Here is an 18,756-nt window from a genome sequence, read left to right on the forward strand (position 1 = left end):
CGTCAATTCGATTGCAGCAGACCCAGATCCGGCCCGGCATCGAAGCCGACGGCGGCCAGTGCCAACGCGGGCAACGACTGAACCGTCAGGTCGATCAGTTCCTCGCGGGTGATGGCGGGCGCTCGGAGCCAACTGATGGTGGCTTCCTCGACGAACGCGATCCAACCGCGAACGGCCAACTCCACCTGAGGTGTTCGAGTCAGGCCGATCTTCGGGAGCTGATCGAGGGTTCTCTTGGCCATGATGTCGCGAGTCTGCTCGAACACCTCACGCATCTGCGGATCCCCGCTGGCGGTCCCCCGGAGCAGCGAGACGTAGGTATTGCGGTTCTCGGTCACGTAGTCGACGTACGACGCCAGCACCGAGCGGAGGGTGAGCATCGGATCGTCCGACTCGCTCGGCTCCGTGCGCTGGAGCATCTGTTCACTGCTGTGGCGGACGATCGCCAGATGGAACTCGCTTTTCGACGCGAAGTAGTGGAACAGAAGCCCCCGCGAGACACCAGCCTGATCGGCGATGTCCTCGACGGAAATCTGTTCGAGCGGCCGTTCGGCCAGCATCCGCGCCCCGAGGTCGATGAGTTGCGCTCGGCGTTGCGCAGGGTCGAGCCGCGTTCGCTTTACTGCGTCCATGCCCAATAGACTACTGAATATTCGTCAATAAGCTATTGACCGTGACTCAATAAAGGCATATCGTTCCCTACATGAGTCTTCCAGTTACAGATACCTCAGCACCTGCCGCGGATACTCGCCACGTCGGCACACTGATCATCGGCAGTGGTTTCGCCGGTCTCGGTGCGGCGATCAAACTGGCACAGGCCGGCATCACCGACTACGTCGTTCTCGAGCGCGGCAACGACGTCGGCGGGACCTGGCGTGACAACAGCTACCCGGGCGCCGCGTGTGACGTGCCGTCGCATTTGTACTCGTACTCTTTTGCACTCAATCCGGAGTGGACGCGCTCCTTCTCCACTCAGCCCGAGATCTACAAGTACATCCAGTCGGTGGCCAACCGCCACAAGGTGCTCGACAAGCACATCTTCGACTGCGATGTTCTCTCCGCACGCTGGGACGAGGCGTCTGCTCGGTGGCACGTCAGCACCAACAAGGGCGAATTCGTCGCAAAGATCGTCGTCTCGGCCGTCGGCGCATTGTGTGAGCCTTCACTTCCGGACATCAAGGGCATCGACGGCTTCAAGGGCGAGATCTTCCACTCCTCGCGTTGGAACCACGACGCCGATCTGACCGGCAAGCGTGTGGCCGTCATCGGAACCGGCGCCTCGGCCATCCAGATCGTGCCGGCCATCGGCAAGAAGGTCTCGCATCTCGACGTGTACCAGCGCACGGCGCCGTGGATCCTGCCCCGCGCAGACCGCGAGTACACCAAGATCGAGCACCTCGCGTTCAAGTACCTCCCCGGCTTCCAGAAGTTGTGCCGCACCGGTATCTACTGGATGCGAGAGACGCAGGTCGTCGGCCTGGCCAAGGCGCCGGTCTTCATGAAGCCGTTGCAGTTCGCCGCCGAGCGTCACCTGAAGGCCCAGATCAAGGACAAGGATCTTCGCAAGAAGGTCATGCCCAACTTCCAGATCGGCTGCAAGCGCATGCTGATCTCGAACAACTACTTCCCCACCCTCGCCCAGGACAATGTCGACCTGGTGACCGAAGGCATCGAGGAGGTCACCGCCAACGGGATCGTCTCGAAGACCGGCACCACCCGTGAGATCGATGCCATCGTCGTGGCGACCGGATTCCACGTCACCGACTCCCCCACCTTCGCGGGAATCTTCGGCAAGGACGGACGCTCGCTCGCCGAGGTCTTCGAAGAGACCGGCATGCAGGGATACAAGGGCGCGGCAGTTGCCAACTTCCCCAACATGTTCTTCCTCGTCGGACCCAACACCGGCCTCGGACATTCGTCGATGGTCTTCATGATCGAGTCGCAGATCAACTACCTGGTCGACGCGATCGCCACCATCGACAAGTACGACATCGGCACCATCGAGGTGCGCAAGGACAAGCAGGACAAGTACAACAAGGACCTGCAGGCAGCTATGTCCAAGAGCGTGTGGAACAACGGCGGTTGCGCCAGCTGGTACATGGACAAGCACGGAAACAACACCACCCTGTGGCCTGGCTTCACCTTCCAGTTCCGCAACGCCACCAAGCATTTCGACCTCGCGGCATACCGCAGCGTCGCCACCTCGGATCTCGGCGCCGTCGGCACCGCGACCACTTCACAGATCGACCTCGACGACGAGAAGGCAGTAGCACAATGAGTGATTTTGCAGGCAAGGTCGTAGTCATCACCGGAGCGGGATCGGGCATCGGTCGCGCACTAGCACTGAACCTGGCCGGCCAGGGCGCCAAGTTGGCAATCTCCGACGTGGACACCATCGGGCTCGCCGAGACAACGCGTCTGGTGGAAGCCATCGGCGCCGAGGTGAAGTCGGACCATCTCGACGTCACCCAGCGCGAAGCGGTTCTCGAGTACGCCGACGCGGTTGTCGCCCACTTCGGCAAGGTCAACCAGATCTACAACAACGCCGGAATCGCCTACCACGGCACTTTCGAGAAGTCCGAATTCAAGGACTTCGAACGTGTCATGGACGTCGACTTCTGGGGAGTTGTCAACGGCACCAAGGCATTCCTCCCCCACGTCATCGCCTCCGGCGACGGGCACATCGTGAACGTGTCGAGCCTCTTCGGTCTGCTGTCGATGCCGGGTCAGAGCGCATACAACTCGGCCAAGTTCGCCGTTCGCGGTTTCACCGAGTCGCTTCGCCAGGAAATGCTGATCGCCAAGCACCCGGTGAAGGTGACCTGTGTGCACCCGGGCGGAATCAAGACCGCCATCGCACGCAACGCCACCGCAGGCCCGGGTGAAGATCTTGCGGTCTTCTCCGAGTTCTTCGACCGCAAGCTCGCGCGCACCACACCGGAGGACGCCGCCAAGACGATCGTCAACGGTGTTCGGAAGAGCAAGCCGCGAGTTCTCATCGGGATGGACGCAATCGCACTCGACGCCTGGGTTCGCCTCGTAGGATCGGGCTACCAGCGCATCGTCGCGATCGTCGCCGGCCGAATGATGCCCAAGTCCAGCTGAGTTCGTTTCACAGCGCAGTTCGTTTCACAGCGCAGTTCGCACAAAGAGTCAGGAGCCCTGCCGGTGAGCACGTTCACCCTTCCGCTGCCCGTGGTCGCATTCTTGTTGAAGCCGTACTTCCGTCTGGCTTTCAACTCGCGGCTGCCGTATCGGATTCAACGTCTGTTGCTCGAGGCCGGGGCACCGCTACAGCAGGTTCCAGCGGGCGCCGTCGTGCGCCCGCTGGAGCTGGCTTGCCGACCGGCAGAGAAGATCACCGTCGGCGCAACTGAGCGCCCCACCGCAGTTCTCTACCTGCATGGCGGGGCGTACACGCTGGGTTCGCTGTCCACACACCGTTCTCTCGCAGCTCATCTCGCCCGTGAGTCGTCCAGTGCGGTCTTCACCTTGGACTACCGTCTCGCGCCGGAGAATCCGTATCCCGCCGCTCTCGACGACGCGGTCTCAGCCTTCATGCAGTTGGTCACCGAGTTCGACTATTCGGAAGACCGCGTTGCCATCGCCGGCGATTCGGCCGGTGGCGGCCTGGCCGCGGCGACCGCTATCCGTCTGATCGAGCGTCACGGCGTGACCCCCGGCGCGCTTGCACTGATCTCACCGTGGGTCGATCCCGGCGATCGGGGTGCCACCAAAAAGGCCGACCTGGTGGTCAACACAGCGTGGTCCTTCGACGCCGCCGACGCCTACCTTGCCGGAGGCGACCGTACTGATCCTGGCTACGCGCCGATGCACGGCAAGCTCGACGGGTTGCCGCCCACCAGGATTCACGTCGGTTCCGAGGAAGTCCTCTACCCGCAGATCATGACGTTCACCGACAAGCTCTCCGCTGCCGGCGTCGACGTGTCCCTGGTGGAGTACGCGCGACTGTGGCACGTGGCTCACGCACAGGCGTCACTGGTGAAGGAAGCAGCAGACGCCGTTTCCGACCTCGGCCAGTTCATCGCATCGAAACTGATTCGTGCCAAGGATGATTCGAGTTCAGCAGTGGGCTCGAACAGTCACTGACGGGTGTCCCACCAGGTGCGGGCGACTTCCGAGGCTGACGCCTTGCCGGTCCGCACCTGCTCGATCATTGCGGCGAGATCGGTGGTGGACAGTTCACCGGCAACGACGCTGAGCGCCTTGACAGCCGAATCTCCCAGTGCGCCCGCTCGAAAGAGCGGAACGACATTCTGCGCAGCCAGAACGTGATTCGAATCAGCGAGCACTGTGACGGCATCGGATTGTGCCAACGCCGACAGCGTCGTGGTTCCGAATACTTGTGCACCGGGTACGTCTGCCTGCGTTGCCTGATCGACACCGGCGAAGACACACTCGGCGCCCTCGGCCAACTGTTCCACTGCCCCGTCCTCGACGAATCTCGCGGAGACGAGCGGCGTCGCCGCGGCACACGAAGGAGCAAAGGCTTCTATCGTCTTCGCTCCCAACGACTGTGCGTATCCGGTGTCGAGTGCGAGGACCGCACGATCTTCGGCCATCGCATAGTCGGAGACCGAAAGACCCTCCGGCAGAGAGCGACTCAAGGCTTCGAAGACGTCGTCGGCCTTGCGGGCCGGGGATGAAGGGTCGTAGTGATCGAGCAGCGCGCCGGTGAACTCGGGCACCAAAGTGACTCGCGCTGCGTCCAGAGCCTCGAGTGATTGGTTTCGGCCACCACCCACCGATTCGACGCGAGCCGACAGGCCGGAGGAGGAGAGCACCGTCGAATACACCTCGGCCAACACCGAACTCTCCACCGATGCGTCAGCAGCCACCACGATCTGGTCACGAGACTTCGCTTCGGCACCCTCTACCACCGAATCACCGTTTGCGCATCCGCTGAGAATCGGCAGGACCATCAGTGCTGCAACAACAGTCGAATACTTCGTGCGTGTGCTCTTCACCGAAATCCTCACATCCAATCCCATGGATCGAAAACCGTGCCATGTCGGTACCTATCGTTACACTTGTCGGGCGATGCGCGGTAACCAGTCCTGACGCAGCCACTCGGTGGCGGCGCCGTCGGAGTCACTCGGGTGGCTTCGCCACAAGGGAATGGTTTCCGACGCCCGAAACACGGGACGCCCGAAAAACCGGAAGGACGCTCATGCGCACCTCACGATTTCGTTCCAACCGTTGGCTCGTAGCCGCGGCAACCGTTGTCTCTCTGACTGCACTGACAGCGTGCGGTAGCAGCGACGGTGACTCCAACAGCGATCCCAACGCGATCGTCGTCGGCTCCGCCAACTTCACCGAATCCGAGACGATCGCCAACATCTACGCCGAAGCACTGCGTGTCAACGGGTTCGATGTGTCCACGTCGTTCAACGTCGGCAGCCGCGAGGCGTACATTCCGGCACTCAAGGACGGGTCCATCAGTGTCATTCCGGATTACACGGGAAATCTCCTGCAGTACTTGGATCCCGACAGCACGGCCACCAGCTCCGCTGACGTCCTCGCTGCTCTTCCCGCAGCTCTCGGGTCGGAATTGGCAATTGCGACGCCTGCATCCGCCGAGGACAAGGACGCCGTCGTCGTCACGAAGGAAACCGCTGACAAGTGGAACCTGAAGACGATCGCCGATCTGGCTCCGCATTCCGCCGAGGTCAAGTTCGGTGCTCCGGCCGAGTTCCAGGAACGTCCAGCCGGATTGCCCGGTTTGAAGTCCAATTACGGCCTCGACATCTCGGCAGCCAACTTCGTTCCGATCGCCGACGGCGGTGGACCGGCAACCGTGAAGGCTCTCTCCTCCGGTGACATCACCGCGGCAAACATCTTCACGACGTCGGCCTCCATCCCGGAGAACAACTTCGTGGTTCTCGAAGACCCGAAGAACAATTTCCCGGCTCAGAACGTGGTGCCGGTGCTGCGCGCGTCGAAGTCTTCCGACAAGTTGAAGACAGTCCTCGATGCGGTGTCCGCCAAGCTCACCACCGAAGAGTTGTTGGCACTCAACGTCCAGGTGTCCGGCGACACCAAGACGGAGCCGGCAGCGGCGGCCAAGGCGTGGGTGACGGCGCAGGGCCTCGACAAGCCGGTCTCGTAGTCACGTGATCACCTTCGAGGGCGTCACCAAGCAGTATCCGGACGGCACCACCGCCGTCGACCGTCTCGATCTCACCATCGAGGCCGAGTCGTTCACGGTGTTCGTGGGGCCGTCCGGGTGCGGCAAGACGACGTCGATGCGCATGATCAACCGGATGATCACACCGACGTCGGGCAAGATCTTCGTCGACGGTCGTGACATCGCCCAGACCGACGCGGTGAAGCTGCGTCTCGGCATCGGGTACGTCATCCAGAACGCCGGCTTGCTTCCGCATCGCACCGTGATCGACAACGTCGCAACAGTTCCGGTACTGCGCGGTGAGTCCCGCCGCGCAGCGCGCAAAGCCGCGTTGGGGGTACTCGAACGAGTCGGTCTGGACATCTCCCTTGCCACCCGCTATCCCGGACAACTCTCGGGTGGGCAGCAACAACGTGTGGGAGTTGCGCGAGCATTGGCTGCCGATCCGCCGATCCTGTTGATGGACGAGCCCTTCAGCGCCGTCGACCCGGTGGTGCGTGAGGATCTGCAGACCGAAATGCTCCGTCTTCAAAGCGAACTGAAGAAGACGATCGTCTTTGTCACCCACGACATCGACGAGGCAGTCAAACTCGGTGATCACATTGCCGTCTTCGGTCCCGGCGGGCGGCTTCAGCAGGTTGCGGCACCTCGCGACGTGTTGGCCGCACCGGCAACGGATTTTGTCGCCGGATTCGTCGGACGCGATCGCGGCTATCGGGGATTGTCGTTCCGCGCTGCCGACGAGGTTCCGTTGCACCCTGTACGCACGGCCGTCGAGAACGAATTGAAGGCTCTGCGTCTCGAATTGGGCGAATGGGTTCTCGTGGTCACGGACAACGGAACTCCGCAGGGATGGATCGACGTGACCGGCGTCGAAGGCCTGCGCTCGGGACGAACCCTTGCTCAGTCGACGTCTGCCGGTGGTTCGCTGTTCTCCCCCGGCGGCGATCTCCGCCAAGCACTCGATGCGGCAATCTCGTCGCCTTCCGGTATCGGCGTTGCCGTCGACGGCGAGGGAGCGGTCATCGGCGGGATCCTCGGTTCCGAAGTCGTGGCGAAATTGGCAGATCAGCGTCGACGCGAGGACGAGGAACGCAACCGCGTCGCCTTCACCGAGGGATTCGGGTCGTAGCGGCATGCGCTGGCTCATCGACAATTTCTCGACGGTCGTGGATTACTCGAAGACCCATCTGTATCTGGCACTGCTTCCTTTGCTGATCGGTCTCCTGATTGCCGTTCCGGTCGGAACAGCGATCCGCAACGTCAGATGGCTGCGCCGAATCACGTTGACCCTGGCGAGCATTGCGTTCACGATTCCGTCGCTCGCGCTGTTCGTCACCATCCCCCAGTTGTTCGGACTCAAGACCCTTGATCCTCTCAACGTCGTGATCGCACTCAGCGTGTATGCGACGGCACTGCTCATCCGGGCTGTACCCGAAGCACTCGACTCGGTGCCGGACAACGTCATCGACGCCTCCACCGCCGTCGGTTTCACACCACTACGACGCGCTCTGACGGTCGAGTTGCCATTGGCGCTGCCGGTAATGATCGCGAACATCAGAGTTATTGCCGTTACCAATATTTCGCTGGTGTCAGTCGGATCTCTGATCGGAATCGGCGGGCTTGGAGTCCTGTTCAAACAAGGCTACGACCGCGACTATCCCGACCAGATCGTTGCGGGCATCGTCGCGATCGTCGTGCTGGCACTGGCGCTCGATCTGATCCTGTATCTGATCGGCCGATTCCTGACCCCGTGGACCAGAACGTCGACCTCGTCGAAGGTTCCCGCCGTCCTGTCAGCCGAGGGGGAACCCGTATGAGCATCTTCACCGGGGCCTGGGACTTCATCGTCGATCCCGGAAATTGGAGCGGCGACACCGGAATCGGCACCCGCATCCTCCAGCACCTCTGGTACAGCGTTCTGGCCGTGGCACTTTCGGCTGTGATCGCGGTGCCCATCGGATTACTCATCGGCCATCTGCGTCGCGGTGAGATCGTGGTCGTCAGTCTGGTCAACGCACTGCGGTCACTGCCCACTCTCGGCCTGCTGACCTTCCTCGTTCTTCTCATGGGTCTGGGAGTGATGCCGCCGATTCTCGCCCTCGTCATTCTTGGTATTCCCCCACTACTCGCCGGCACGTACGCCGGAATCGCCAGCGCCGACCGCGGCGTCGTCGAGGCCGCACGGGCGATGGGTATGACCGAACTCCAAGTGCTCTTCCGCGTCGAGATACCCAATGCGCTGCCATTGATTCTCGGCGGACTGCGTAACGCGACACTGCAGGTGATTGCCACGGCAACGGTCGCCGCCTACGTCAACCTCGGCGGCCTCGGCCGGTACATCTTCGACGGTCTCGCGCTCTACAAGTACGACCGAGTGGTCGTCGGCGCAATCCTGGTCGCGGTTGTGGCTCTCGTCGTGGACGGCTTACTGGCGCTGGTGGTCTGGGCATCGGTTCCCGGCACCGGCAGGCTGCGCCGAACACCCGACCTCACTCGTCTGTAGCTCTCGGTACACACGAAAAAGCCCCGATCGGAACCTTGTGTGCGGGTTCCGATCGGGGCTTTCGTAGTCCCTCTTAGCTGGTCACGCCCTCAGCATGCGCTGCGGCCGCGACGGCTTCCGCTACTGCGGGTGCCACGCGAGGGTCGAGTGGGCTGGGGACGATTTTGTCCGCCGCCAACTCGTCGCCGACCACCGACAGGATTGCCTCGGCGGCAGCGAGCTTCATACCTTCGGTGATGCGACGGGCGCCGGCGTCGAGCGCGCCCTTGAAGACACCGGGGAAGGCAAGGACGTTGTTGATCTGGTTCGGGAAATCACTACGGCCCGTCGCCACGATCGCCGCGTACTTCGACGCGGTTTCGGGGTGAATCTCCGGGTCCGGGTTGGAGAGTGCGAACACGATCGACTCGGGAGCCATCGAAGCGATGAGCTCCTCGGGGATCTTGCCCGCCGAGACACCGAGGAACACGTCAGCACCTTCGAGAGCCTCGATGGCACCACCATGCAGGTCACGGGGATTGGTGCGGGCCGCGAGTTCTGCCTTCACGTCGTTGAGGTCGTTGCGCTCACCCGAGATGATGCCCTTCGAGTCCAGCACGATGACGTCGCTGATTCCGGCGGCGAGCAGGATGTTCGCGCAGGCAACACCCGCAGCGCCGGCGCCGGAGATGACGACCTTGAGTGTGGTGATGTCGCGGCTCTGGACCTTCACGGCGCCCTTGAGTGCCGCGAGGACCACGATGGCGGTCCCGTGCTGATCGTCGTGCATGACGGGGCAGTCGAGAGCTTCGATGACGCGCTTCTCGATCTCGAAGCAACGCGGCGCCGAGATGTCCTCGAGGTTGACCGCGCCGAAGCTCGGACGCAGTCGGATGAGTGTCTCGACGATCTCGTCGGGATCCTTGGTGTCGAGAACCAGCGGAATGGAGTTCAGTCCGGCAAAGTTCTTGAACAGCGCCGACTTGCCCTCCATGACGGGCAGCGACGCGCGAGGGCCGATGTCGCCGAGTCCGAGAACCGCGGTGCCGTCGCTGACCACGACGACGAGTCGGTTGGTCCACGTATATCGATCGGCGAGGGTTTCGTCTGCAGCGATGGCGCGGCTCACCTGAGCAACACCCGGCGTGTAGGCGATCGAGAGGGCACGCTGCGTATCGAGCGGTGCTGTGGTCTCGACCGAGAGCTTGCCACCGACGTGAGCGGCAAAGATTTCTTCGTCGGTCAACTCGACCTTGGGTACGTTGATGGCTTCAGTCACGAGGGACACGATGACACTCCTGATTAGTCCAGCCTCAAGCGGGGCTGGGTTACTGGGAAGTAATCCTTCGGACCGCTGCGAAACTACGTTCACAACGGTCAGAGATCATTTCTTCCGCGAACGACTACTGAGAAGAAGAGCATTCGGCGTGCGCGAGAAAGTGGGCCGCAATACATCCGAAGCGTCATGGTGTGGGGCGGGTGAGCCCTGGCGTATCCATGCAATCTAGGTTTCGGGAGAAATTCTGACGAAACCTGCACTTCGGGGCCGGGCTGTGGCGCCGCCTCGAAGTAACTCCAGTTTGCCACCAGAGTCGGATCACAATCAAATCCTCCAAGCGGTCGGATTCCTCACCACACTCGAACCCGAGCCGTCATCCCCACCGTGTCATCCCCACCCAGTCATCCCCACCCAGTCATCCCCACCGTGTCATCCCCACCCAGTCATCCCCACCACTGCGTCACCAACAACAGCCCTGCCACCACGAGCACGACCACCGATCCGGCAACCGCCGCGATACCCCGCCTGCGGTCGCACCAGATCTGCGCGGCGAGAGCAACCACCGAGGCCGCAATGTGCGCGGTGATCGACGTTGTTCCCGGACCCGGGAATCCGCGGTTGCCGCCCAGATATGCCGAACCGATGATCACGAGTGTCAAGACCACGATTCCGGCCGCCACGGTGCCACTCAGGGCGCGTAGAGCGCGGACCAGCAGCCATTGTCGTTTGTCGGCGGGATAGTCGTAATCGTCTTCGTACTGATAGTCCTGATATTCCTGGTACTGGTAGTCGTCCTCGTACCTGTCGTTCCGGTCGTACCTGTCGTCGTATGTCATCTCTTACGCTCCCGCGACGAATCCGCGGACTGATTCCGCAATGAGTTGAACCGCGATGGCGGCGAGCAGAAGACCGGCGATGCGTGCCAGCAGACTGATGCCACCCTCGCCCAGTATCCGGATCAGTGCGGTCGAGAAGCGCAGGACCACAAACAGCACGAGGTGGATGGACAGAATCGCCAACGCGATCGCCAGATACGACGCCGCTTCACCGTCGGCCTGGGCGACAAAGACGATGACGGCTGCAATCGCACCGGGACCGGCCATCATCGGCGTTCCCAGAGGAACGAGTGCGACGTTTACGTCGTCGGCTCCCTGCGGACGGTTGGAGGCCTTGCCGGTCAGCAGTTCGAGTGCGATGAGAAGCAGCAGCAATCCGCCGGCGCCCTGCAACGCCGGAATGCCGATGTGGAGGTAGTTGAGGATCGCCTGACCGCCGATGGCAAAGACCGAGATGACCGCCAGGGAGACGGCGGGGGCCTGCCATGCCGCTCGATTGCGATCTTCACGGCTTTTACGTCCGACCAGTGACAAGAACACCGGGATGACTCCGGGCGGGTCCATGATCACGAACAGCGTGATGAACACGGTGAGGTAGAGCGTGGTGTCGAGCATCAGCGCCCCAGTACCTCCACGCCGGTGGCAGCCGAGACGAGTTTGTCGAACTCGGCTTCGTCCGTGAGCTCGTCGCCGAGTCCGATCGTCTTGTTCTCGCCGTGGTAGTCAGAGGATCCGGTGACTGCCAAACCGAGGTCGACAGCCAGGCGGCGCAGGACGTCACGATCGTCGCTGCGATGGTCCGGGTGATCGACTTCGAGACCCCCGAGACCCAGCTCGGCCAGATCACGGATGTGGTCGAGCGCAAGCAATCCGCCGCGCGAACGCGCCCGTCCATGCGCGAGGACAGTTACTCCCCCGGCCGCTGCCACCAGTTCGACGGCGTACTCGAGCGGAGTGTCGTACTTGGGAACGTCGTATCGTCCTCGACTGGACAACAGGTCGGAGAAAGCCTCACTGATGCTCGACACCACTCCCGCTCGCATCAAGGCCGCTGCGACGTGCGGGCGTCCGACGGACGGACCGGCGTCGGCGAGGATCTGATCGGGATCGACGGGCAGACCGTCACGCGCCATCATGGTCGTCATCACCCGGATACGTTCGACGCGTTCGGCGCGCAGTCGCTCACGTTCTTTTGCGAATTCGGGGTGCGTCGGATCGAACAGGTACGCAAGCAGATGTACAGCGACCGGCCAACCACGCTCACTTCGACCTTCGCACGACATCTCCATCCCACGAACCAGGCTGACGCCGGCCGGCAAGGCCTGCGCCGCCTCGGCCCAGCCCGAAGTCGTGTCGTGATCGGTGATGGCGACGACGTCGAGTCCGGCGTCGGCTGCGGCGCGCATGAGGGCAGCCGGGGTGTCGGTGCCGTCCGATGCGTTGGAGTGGGTGTGAAGGTCTATTCGCACTGTTCCAGTGTGTCAGCAATCGGCAACTTCATCGCGCTCCGGTGGGCGAGCCGGAAGCTGACGTACGATTACGCCGCAGCGGCAGCGCAATTCGATCAGGTGTCTCTGTAGTGCCGTTCCCCTGCCGTTCCACTGCATTACAGACCGAGAAGGAGCGAGCGTGCCAACCATGCCGTCACTGCCGAATTGGTCGAACGGCAAATCGACGCAAGCCGATGCGCCCAAGATCCCCGTTCCGGCTGCCCGCGCGATCGTCGACTGCGCGGTCTACGTGGATGGCGTGCGGTTGCCGGGCAAGTACACGCACCGCGCCGCGTTGGCCGAGGTTCGTAGTCGCGACAACGCGTTCGTCTGGGTGGGAATGCACGCTCCCGACGAAGGTCAGATGCAAGATGTCGCAGCAACTTTCGGACTCCACGAGCTGATGGTCGAGGATGCCGTCCATGCACACGAGCGCCCGAAACTCGAACGCTACGACGACGTCATGTTCCTGGTGCTGCGCACGGTCGTCTACGTGCCGCACGAGTCCGTCGCGACGGCGAGCGAGATCGTCGAAACCGGCGAGATCATGGTGTTCGTCGGCCCCGACTTCGTGGTGACCGTCCGGCACGGGGATCACTCCGAACTGGCAAGCGTGCGCAAGTCACTCGAGCAGAACCCCGAGCGCCTCACCATGGGCCCGTTCGCGGTGTTGCACGCGATCACCGACCACGTCGTAGACAGCTATCTCTCCGTCATCCAACTCGTCGAACAGGACGTCGACAGCATGGAAGAGTTGGTGTTCAACCCGCGGAACACCGTTGCCGTCGAGCACATCTACCTGCTCAAACGTGAAATCGTCGAACTACGACGCTCGGTCACTCCACTCGGATTGCCACTGCTCCAGCTGACCCAGCCCGCGGGCGGCCTCGTCCCGAAGGAGATCCGGCGATACTTCCGTGACGTACGAGATCACCACACGATCGTGGCCGAACGTATCTCGGAATACGACGAGGTGTTGAGTTCGCTGGTCGACGCCGCACTCGCGAAGATCGCGGTGCAGCAAAACACCGACATGCGCAAGATCTCCGCGTGGGTCGCTATCGCCGCCGTGCCGACCGGCGTTGCCGGTATCTACGGGATGAACTTCGAGAACATGCCGGAACTCGGTTACAAGTACGGCTATCAGTCCATCCTGTTCCTCATCGCGTCGGTGTGTGTCGGCTTGTTCTTTCTCTTCCGTCGCAACAACTGGCTGTGAACCTCGCACGCTGACTCCCTGTACTTGCCACCGTCGCAGGCGGACAATGGATGTGGGTACGCATTTTCATTCCGTTCCCGAAATCCATTTTGCGACAAGCAAATTCAGATCCAAGGAGAAGTGGAGGAGCAACCATGCCTACAGTCGAGCAATCCGTGGAGATCGCGTTGCCACCCAAGGACGTCTGGGAGTACATCGCCGTCGCCGAGAACTGGCCCAACTGGGAGAATTCGATGGTCGAGTGCAAACAGATCACCGACGGCCCGATGGGCGTGGGAAGCCGCTGGCACGGTGTCTCGCGAATCCTGGGCAAGCGTCTCGAGTGGACATCCGAATTCACCGAGTACGACCCACCGAGATCGTCGAAATCGACGTCCGTCGAAAGTCCGGTCAGCTTCTCGCAGACCACGACCTGCGAAGAAGTCGGTGACGGCACTCGGGTCACCTACCGACTCGACAGCGAAAGCGGCCTGGGAGGAGTATTCGGCAAGATGGCCGACCCGATCGTCACGAAAGCATTTTCACGGACGGTTCGGGTAAGTCTCGAGAACTTGGCGGACATCCTCGTGCACGCCGAATGATCTGACGGACAAAGCGCCAGCGCAGCTAGAGCGAGGCAGCGGAACGGTGCGGATCGCGGATGTCGATCCCCGCCTCGGTCCACGCTTCCCTCAGTGCCTCCGCGCCGCGCAGACGCACCCAGGCGGCTTCGGTACCGGTCAGGGGGACCACACCAAGGAAGCGCACCGGGTCGAACGGCTCCGGCAGCGTCAGGTCTTCGATCCCGCTGTCACCGAGAAGCACCGCCGTGAACGCAGTGTCCTTCCACAGCGGCTCGCCCAGGTCCAACAGTGCGTCCTCGAGCAGCACGACGCCTTCGACGGACGGCGCCGCGGCCAGCACCGCGAGCGTCCTGGCCACACCTGACGCCACACCGGTGCCACCGCGCAGCGTGAGTACCAACTCGGCGCGGGGTCCGCGTGTGGGGTCTGCGACCAGTTCGTTGGGGTCGCCCATCGGATGACGCGAGCACCCCAGTGTGACGTAGCGGACCAGGCCGTCGGGTGATTCGAAACGCAGCACGTCCAGCGGTTCGACACCGAGGAACGTCACTGAGGCCGCGGTGGGGTCCGGCCCCTCGATGCTGCTGACGAGATGGGCCCGGACGGAAGATACGACGCTGTCTGACACTCGTCCATCTAAACACCGTGCCCGCGAGGTTCGCAGCGCAGATACCTCGCGGTGGCGGTAGCGTCGTCGAAATGGTCTCCGTTCTCGCTGTCAGCGACGAGACTGTCGAATTCCTGTGGAGCAGTCAGGTTCGTTCACTCCGAGTCGACGTGATCCTCGGCGCAGGCGATCTGCCGTTTGCGTATCTGGAGTACCTGTCCGATCAGCTGAATGCGCCGTGCGTGTTCGTTCCCGGCAACCACGACGCCGATCTGTCCGGATATTCGAACAAGAGATCCGGTTGGACGCGGGCAGGGATGCCGGCGCAGTGGCCAGGGCCGACCGGCGCAGTCAACGCCGACGGACGCATCGTGACCGTCGCCGGTCTGCGGATCGCCGGCCTCGGCGGTTCCATCCGATACAACACGGGTCCCAATCAGTGGTCCGAGCGCCAGCAGAGCCGACGCGCTCGCTCGCTCGCCTGGCGAAACGCCTGGCAATCGCGGCTTCCCGGCAGCCGGGCGGGCGTGGATGTGCTGCTCACCCACAGCCCCGCCCGCGGTGTCGGCGACGCCGAGGATCGGCCACATCGAGGGTTCGAATGCTTCACGCCTTTGATTCACAACCTCGATCCGACGGTGATGGTCCACGGACACATCCACCCGCACGGGCGAACCCCTCTCGATCTGGAGGTAGGCCGGACTATCGTGCTCAATACCGTCGGCTTCACGCTGATGGAGATTTCCCCAGGTACTCCGCCGACGATCGTGAGGCGCCGACATGGCTCGTGACACCGGATTTCCCACAGCCGACGCGGAAAACGACTTCGCCCGTCAGCGTCGACGTGCCGACGTTGCCCGTCTGGTCAGTTGGCTACGACGCGAACCCGACGACGTCAACGCGATCCTGCCGTTCGACGAGGTTGTCGCAGCTCTGGGCAAGGTCGGCGAGAAGTCTCTGGGTCTGCAGGTCGTCACCATCGAATCGATAGTCGGAAGTGTCGACCGCACAGGTGATTTCGACAGGTACTTCCGTCCGACGTCCACTCATTCGCGCGCTCGTTGGGAGCGACTTGCGGTGGCGCAACGACGCGGCGAATCGGTACCACCTGTTCAGTTGTATCGCGTCGGCTCCATGCATTTCGTGATCGACGGGCACCACCGAGTGTCCATTGCGTGTGCGATGCACCAGAAGACAATCGACGCGTACGTCACCGAGATCATCACGCGTATCTCGCCGGAAGGCATCACTCAGCGCGCTGATCTGCTCATCAAGGATCATCGTCGACTCTTCCTCACCCGCGTTCCGCTGCAGGGTTCACAACGCGAAGCCGTCCAGGTCACCGACCCGTGGGAGTACGCCGAACTCAGTGAGTGTGTGGAGGCGTGGGGTTTTCGGCTCATGCAGGAAAAGGGTGAGTTCCTCGGCCGAGACACCGTCGCCCGCCGCTGGTTCGGCGAGGAGTTTCTCCCGGTCGTGCGAATGCTGCGGGGCGCCGACATGTTGCCCGAGCACACCGACGCCGAGGCCTACTTGTGGATCGCCCGGGAGCGGTACCGACTGGTGCGGCGGCACATGTGGAACGACGAGATCGTGGCCGAACTACGCGATCGAGCACCGCGAAAGCACAAGCCCGCTACGTAGCGACAGCGAACCGCACCTCTCGGTTCGGGATCTTCGGGTGCATGAATTTCAGCAACGCACGCGCTTCCTTCTCGATGGATGCGAGCGCGGTCTTCGGTTGCTGTGCAAACAGAGTCGCGCTCAACTCGACCGTCTCCTTGGCCGGCGTCACCGTCGCGAATCCCACCACCTTTCCGCGCACCAGGATGGCGGGCTTGATGATGCCGTTGACGGTGAAGACGCGAGTTCGATACTGCTCGTCCATGATTCGCGAGCGGTCGGCGTGCGAGAGCAGGATGTTGTCGAACGGAGCAAGGATTCTGACCGGCGGTGTTCCGGAGTTCGGTCGTGGCGCATCCGGCAGGTCGAACACCTCGGCCCCTTTCGCGTTGACAAAGGTGATCAGGCCGGGACGCAGCCTCTCGAAGACTTCGGCGAGTCTCGTGAGTCCCGACCACGCTTGCGCATCCTTCACACTCGCGGGCCCGAAGGCAGCCAGATAGCGCAGCACCATCGCGTCGGGATCCGGCGATGAACTCACCTCTGCGCCAAGCCAATTCTGCAAGGTCGTCAGTGCCGGCGCTCCGGATCGTCCCCACAAACCTCGCGGTGGGACCTGCACCATCGGCAGAAGCCCTCGAACGCCGTGCGCCAGTCCCTCGGCCGCGTGGCCGGGAAAGCGCTCTGCCAGTAACGGTCTCATCTGCATCTGAGTAAGCGGCCCGTCCGCTACCAGGTCACGCCCCGCCCGCGCAAGCGCGTCGAGATCCAACCCGGTGAGCGCAGCACGCTGAGTGCTGTTGGTGTGGAGATCGCGTTCCATGATCGTCTGAACCGTGGCCCGGAAGGGACCCGCATCCGCGGCCGAGAGGGCAAAGACCGTGCCCCGCATGGCAACCAGCCGCACCACGTGACGCTTCTCGACAAGGGTGGAGAGGTCTTCTGCCGCAAAGTTCTTCAGCCGCGCCCACAGTGCCAGGTAGGGCGGATTCGGCGCCTGGGCCTGCAGACCTGCCAGGTGCTCGATCGCATCCAACGCGCTGACCTCGGCCCGCCGCAGCAGGAACTGCCTCGCCAGTGTCGCCAGGTTGAGCTCGCGATCGGTGATCAGTGCAGCCATCGACAACTCCTCAACGATCGTGGTCAGTGGCGGTGACGATCTCGAACGGTATCTCCACTCGTGCGAGTGTTCCGGACTCTTCACCCGGTCCGACCGAGAACGAGCCACCAGCGGCAACAACCCGCAGTTCGTGCGAGAGCAGTCCGATGTGCCCGGCGGCCCGTCGTTCGGCAATCCGATCGGCGCTGATCCCCCGACCGTCGTCCGAGACCACGAGCACCGCACGGTGGTCCAGTCGTGCAAGCTCGATCCGGACGTTCTGCGCGCCGGCATGTTTGACGACGTTGCCCAGAAGCTCTCGGGTGGCGCCGAACAAGACCTCGTCGGCAGACGTGCGTAGATCGTCGTTCCAGCCCGAAGTGTCGACGTCGACCACCACTCCGCCGCGTCCCTGCGCCGAGCGCGCGAGGTCTCCGATTGCACGGGCGAGACCCACGTGCACGAGGACTGTGGGATGCAGCTCCGAAACGGAGGATCTCAACAGCGTGGTCGCTTCACCGAGCGCTTTTCCGGCTCGCGCCAACGCGACAGGCTCCGCACTGTCTGCCAATTCGTCGAGATCCATCCGCGCGGCGAGAACGTACTGGAGCGCCCCGTCGTGCAACTGCTCGGACAGTTCCGTGCGCTCTCGCTGCTCGAGCCCCATGAGTTCGGCCAGAAGGCTGGTTCGATGCCCGACGAGTTGTCCGATGGTCAACACGCGTGATCTTTGAATCCGAGTCAGTCCGATTGCGCCTGCGCCCACTCCGGCCAAGGCCATGGTGCTCAGCAGGATCGACGGCCACGGCTCGGAGTTCGAAGTCATCGTTGCCCAGCTGGAAACGAAGAACACCCCGATCGTGCAGGCAACGACGCCGACACACACGTCCGTCCGCAGTTGCGTACACGCCAGAACCGGAATGACGAAGAGCCCGTTGCTCAAGATGTCGGCGGTCCAACTCTGCTCGGCCGCGAGACCGGTCAGCAATGTCAGAGTTGCGAGCACGGCAAGGTCGACGAACAAGCCGAGCCAGATCATCGTCACCGGGCCGGTGCCGCCCTTGCGGATCCACAGCGCCACGGCTGCCGACCAGAGTGCATAGGCGCCCAGAATCGCGAAACACCATCCCGCGTCGTTCATCGGCGGGACGAAGATCAGTGTCAGGGCGATGAACAGCACCAGAGCGCCGCGCACCGTCAGTTGGAGGTACGCACCGCGGTAGGCGTGTTCGCGCATGATCCGCTCGAGGTCCGGGCCACCGGGCAGGTGCTCGGTTCGTACCGAGGATTCGTTCATCTGTCCTCCTGTGCCGCCCATCCCAGTTCCCTGTGAATGAGCTTCGCACACGAGATTTCACAATCAACCCGCAATACCGTGAATGGCACAGCATTCACCGAACCTCGAAA

The 18,756-nt window shown here is 62.7% G+C and carries 20 protein-coding genes; 11 read left to right on the forward strand and 9 right to left on the reverse strand.

Going from position 1 to position 18,756, the window contains the following annotated elements; genetic code table 11:
* Positions 1 to 2: 2 nt before the first annotated feature.
* On the reverse strand, positions 3 to 632 hold the full coding sequence (locus KTR60_RS19635) for a TetR/AcrR family transcriptional regulator (protein ID WP_007736130.1): 630 nt from the start codon (positions 630 to 632) through the stop codon (positions 3 to 5).
* 71 nt (positions 633 to 703) lie between these two features.
* Between KTR60_RS19635 and KTR60_RS19640 the strand changes: the two genes are divergently transcribed.
* From KTR60_RS19640 to KTR60_RS19650, 3 genes are all read left to right on the forward strand, one after another.
* On the forward strand, positions 704 to 2,278 hold the full coding sequence (locus tag KTR60_RS19640; protein ID WP_003945071.1) for a flavin-containing monooxygenase: 1,575 nt from the start codon (positions 704 to 706) through the stop codon (positions 2,276 to 2,278).
* Entirely contained in the window at positions 2,275 to 3,105 is an 831-nt protein-coding gene (locus KTR60_RS19645) for an SDR family NAD(P)-dependent oxidoreductase (protein WP_007736128.1), read from the forward strand. The genes KTR60_RS19640 and KTR60_RS19645 overlap by 4 nt, the downstream gene beginning before the upstream one ends.
* Before the next feature lie 63 nt (positions 3,106 to 3,168).
* Complete coding sequence (locus KTR60_RS19650) at positions 3,169 to 4,110, forward strand: alpha/beta hydrolase fold domain-containing protein (protein WP_007736126.1); 942 nt, start codon at positions 3,169 to 3,171, stop codon at positions 4,108 to 4,110.
* On the opposite strand, the gene KTR60_RS19655 is transcribed toward KTR60_RS19650, so the two are convergent.
* A complete protein-coding gene (locus KTR60_RS19655) occupies positions 4,104 to 4,988 on the reverse strand; it encodes an ABC transporter substrate-binding protein (protein ID WP_228401178.1) in 885 nt (294 codons plus the stop codon). The two genes, KTR60_RS19650 and KTR60_RS19655, sit on opposite strands and share 7 nt — an antisense overlap.
* 203 nt (positions 4,989 to 5,191) lie before the next feature.
* On the opposite strand from KTR60_RS19655, the gene KTR60_RS19660 reads away from it, so the two are divergent.
* The 4 genes from KTR60_RS19660 to KTR60_RS19675 are packed head-to-tail and all read left to right on the forward strand — an operon-like array spanning position 5,192 to position 8,654.
* A complete protein-coding gene (locus KTR60_RS19660) occupies positions 5,192 to 6,130 on the forward strand; it encodes an ABC transporter substrate-binding protein (RefSeq protein WP_003945094.1) in 939 nt (312 codons plus the stop codon).
* Positions 6,131 to 6,134: 4 nt separating this feature from the next.
* A complete protein-coding gene (locus KTR60_RS19665; protein WP_003945084.1) occupies positions 6,135 to 7,280 on the forward strand; it encodes an ABC transporter ATP-binding protein in 1,146 nt (381 codons plus the stop codon).
* Positions 7,281 to 7,284: 4 nt separating this feature from the next.
* The gene (locus tag KTR60_RS19670; protein WP_054187352.1) at positions 7,285 to 7,968 is read left to right on the forward strand and encodes an ABC transporter permease; all 684 of its coding nucleotides are present in this window, start codon (positions 7,285 to 7,287) and stop codon (positions 7,966 to 7,968) included.
* A complete protein-coding gene (locus KTR60_RS19675; RefSeq protein WP_228401179.1) occupies positions 7,965 to 8,654 on the forward strand; it encodes an ABC transporter permease in 690 nt (229 codons plus the stop codon). The genes KTR60_RS19670 and KTR60_RS19675 overlap by 4 nt, the downstream gene beginning before the upstream one ends.
* Positions 8,655 to 8,727: 73 nt before the next feature.
* On the opposite strand, the gene KTR60_RS19680 is transcribed toward KTR60_RS19675, so the two are convergent.
* The 4 genes from KTR60_RS19680 to KTR60_RS19695 form a co-directional block, all read right to left on the reverse strand.
* The gene (locus tag KTR60_RS19680) at positions 8,728 to 9,921 is read right to left on the reverse strand and encodes an NAD(P)-dependent malic enzyme (protein WP_058228126.1); all 1,194 of its coding nucleotides are present in this window, start codon (positions 9,919 to 9,921) and stop codon (positions 8,728 to 8,730) included.
* 434 nt (positions 9,922 to 10,355) lie between these two features.
* Positions 10,356 to 10,748, reverse strand: coding sequence for a hypothetical protein (locus KTR60_RS19685; protein ID WP_007736120.1), 393 nt, complete (start codon positions 10,746 to 10,748; stop codon positions 10,356 to 10,358).
* Between the two features lie 3 nt (positions 10,749 to 10,751).
* The gene (locus KTR60_RS19690) at positions 10,752 to 11,366 is read right to left on the reverse strand and encodes a MarC family protein (RefSeq protein WP_164490628.1); all 615 of its coding nucleotides are present in this window, start codon (positions 11,364 to 11,366) and stop codon (positions 10,752 to 10,754) included.
* Positions 11,363 to 12,217 carry a PHP domain-containing protein gene (locus KTR60_RS19695; RefSeq protein ID WP_228401180.1) on the reverse strand — a complete coding sequence of 285 codons (855 nt, stop codon included), beginning with the start codon at positions 12,215 to 12,217 and terminating at the stop codon, positions 11,363 to 11,365. Before KTR60_RS19695 ends, KTR60_RS19690 begins: the two co-directional genes overlap by 4 nt.
* A gap of 169 nt (positions 12,218 to 12,386) precedes the next feature.
* On the opposite strand from KTR60_RS19695, the gene KTR60_RS19700 reads away from it, so the two are divergent.
* Together KTR60_RS19700 and KTR60_RS19705 are read left to right on the forward strand one after the other, a co-directional pair.
* Positions 12,387 to 13,457, forward strand: a complete 1,071-nt coding sequence (locus KTR60_RS19700) for a magnesium and cobalt transport protein CorA (RefSeq protein WP_007736118.1) — start codon at positions 12,387 to 12,389, stop codon at positions 13,455 to 13,457.
* A 134-nt stretch (positions 13,458 to 13,591) separates the two neighbouring features.
* Positions 13,592 to 14,038, forward strand: coding sequence for an SRPBCC family protein (locus KTR60_RS19705; protein WP_007736117.1), 447 nt, complete (start codon positions 13,592 to 13,594; stop codon positions 14,036 to 14,038).
* Positions 14,039 to 14,063: 25 nt separating this feature from the next.
* Here the strand turns inward: KTR60_RS19705 and KTR60_RS19710 are convergent, their stop codons facing one another.
* A complete protein-coding gene (locus tag KTR60_RS19710) occupies positions 14,064 to 14,648 on the reverse strand; it encodes a suppressor of fused domain protein (protein WP_007736116.1) in 585 nt (194 codons plus the stop codon).
* 71 nt (positions 14,649 to 14,719) lie between these two features.
* Here KTR60_RS19710 and KTR60_RS19715 point away from each other — a divergent pair, with 71 nt between their 5' ends.
* The gene (locus tag KTR60_RS19715; RefSeq protein WP_221741908.1) at positions 14,720 to 15,418 is read left to right on the forward strand and encodes a metallophosphoesterase family protein; all 699 of its coding nucleotides are present in this window, start codon (positions 14,720 to 14,722) and stop codon (positions 15,416 to 15,418) included.
* The gene (locus KTR60_RS19720) at positions 15,408 to 16,271 is read left to right on the forward strand and encodes a hypothetical protein (RefSeq protein WP_003945080.1); all 864 of its coding nucleotides are present in this window, start codon (positions 15,408 to 15,410) and stop codon (positions 16,269 to 16,271) included. Before KTR60_RS19715 ends, KTR60_RS19720 begins: the two co-directional genes overlap by 11 nt.
* On the opposite strand, the gene KTR60_RS19725 is transcribed toward KTR60_RS19720, so the two are convergent.
* Both KTR60_RS19725 and KTR60_RS19730 read right to left on the reverse strand, forming a co-directional pair.
* A complete protein-coding gene (locus tag KTR60_RS19725; RefSeq protein ID WP_228401181.1) occupies positions 16,264 to 17,370 on the reverse strand; it encodes a winged helix DNA-binding domain-containing protein in 1,107 nt (368 codons plus the stop codon). The genes KTR60_RS19720 and KTR60_RS19725 overlap by 8 nt on opposite strands.
* A gap of 10 nt (positions 17,371 to 17,380) precedes the next feature.
* Positions 17,381 to 18,646: a sensor histidine kinase gene (locus tag KTR60_RS19730; RefSeq protein ID WP_218695464.1), complete on the reverse strand. Its 1,266-nt coding sequence runs from the start codon at positions 18,644 to 18,646 to the stop codon at positions 17,381 to 17,383.
* Between the last annotated feature and the right edge of the window lie 110 nt (positions 18,647 to 18,756).

This window comes from Rhodococcus sp. C1 (genome assembly GCF_020809065.1).
In the GTDB taxonomy this organism is placed as follows: Bacteria; Actinomycetota; Actinomycetes; order Mycobacteriales; family Mycobacteriaceae; genus Rhodococcus_F; species Rhodococcus_F qingshengii.

Excerpts from the sequence above, each read along its gene's own strand:
- KTR60_RS19700 (WP_007736118.1), top strand. The coding sequence starts at position 12,387 with ATGCCGTCACTGCCGAATTGGTCGAACGGCAAATCGACGCAAGCCGAT.
- KTR60_RS19685 (WP_007736120.1), bottom strand. The coding sequence starts at position 10,748 with ATGACATACGACGACAGGTACGACCGGAACGACAGGTACGAGGACGAC.
- KTR60_RS19715 (WP_221741908.1), top strand. The coding sequence starts at position 14,720 with ATGGTCTCCGTTCTCGCTGTCAGCGACGAGACTGTCGAATTCCTGTGG.
- KTR60_RS19725 (WP_228401181.1), bottom strand. The coding sequence starts at position 17,370 with ATGGCTGCACTGATCACCGATCGCGAGCTCAACCTGGCGACACTGGCG.
- KTR60_RS19705 (WP_007736117.1), top strand. The coding sequence starts at position 13,592 with ATGCCTACAGTCGAGCAATCCGTGGAGATCGCGTTGCCACCCAAGGAC.
- KTR60_RS19730 (WP_218695464.1), bottom strand. The coding sequence starts at position 18,646 with ATGAACGAATCCTCGGTACGAACCGAGCACCTGCCCGGTGGCCCGGAC.
- KTR60_RS19720 (WP_003945080.1), top strand. The coding sequence starts at position 15,408 with ATGGCTCGTGACACCGGATTTCCCACAGCCGACGCGGAAAACGACTTC.
- KTR60_RS19675 (WP_228401179.1), top strand. The coding sequence starts at position 7,965 with ATGAGCATCTTCACCGGGGCCTGGGACTTCATCGTCGATCCCGGAAAT.
- KTR60_RS19660 (WP_003945094.1), top strand. The coding sequence starts at position 5,192 with ATGCGCACCTCACGATTTCGTTCCAACCGTTGGCTCGTAGCCGCGGCA.
- KTR60_RS19670 (WP_054187352.1), top strand. The coding sequence starts at position 7,285 with ATGCGCTGGCTCATCGACAATTTCTCGACGGTCGTGGATTACTCGAAG.
- KTR60_RS19635 (WP_007736130.1), bottom strand. The coding sequence starts at position 632 with ATGGACGCAGTAAAGCGAACGCGGCTCGACCCTGCGCAACGCCGAGCG.
- KTR60_RS19640 (WP_003945071.1), top strand. The coding sequence starts at position 704 with ATGAGTCTTCCAGTTACAGATACCTCAGCACCTGCCGCGGATACTCGC.
- KTR60_RS19645 (WP_007736128.1), top strand. The coding sequence starts at position 2,275 with ATGAGTGATTTTGCAGGCAAGGTCGTAGTCATCACCGGAGCGGGATCG.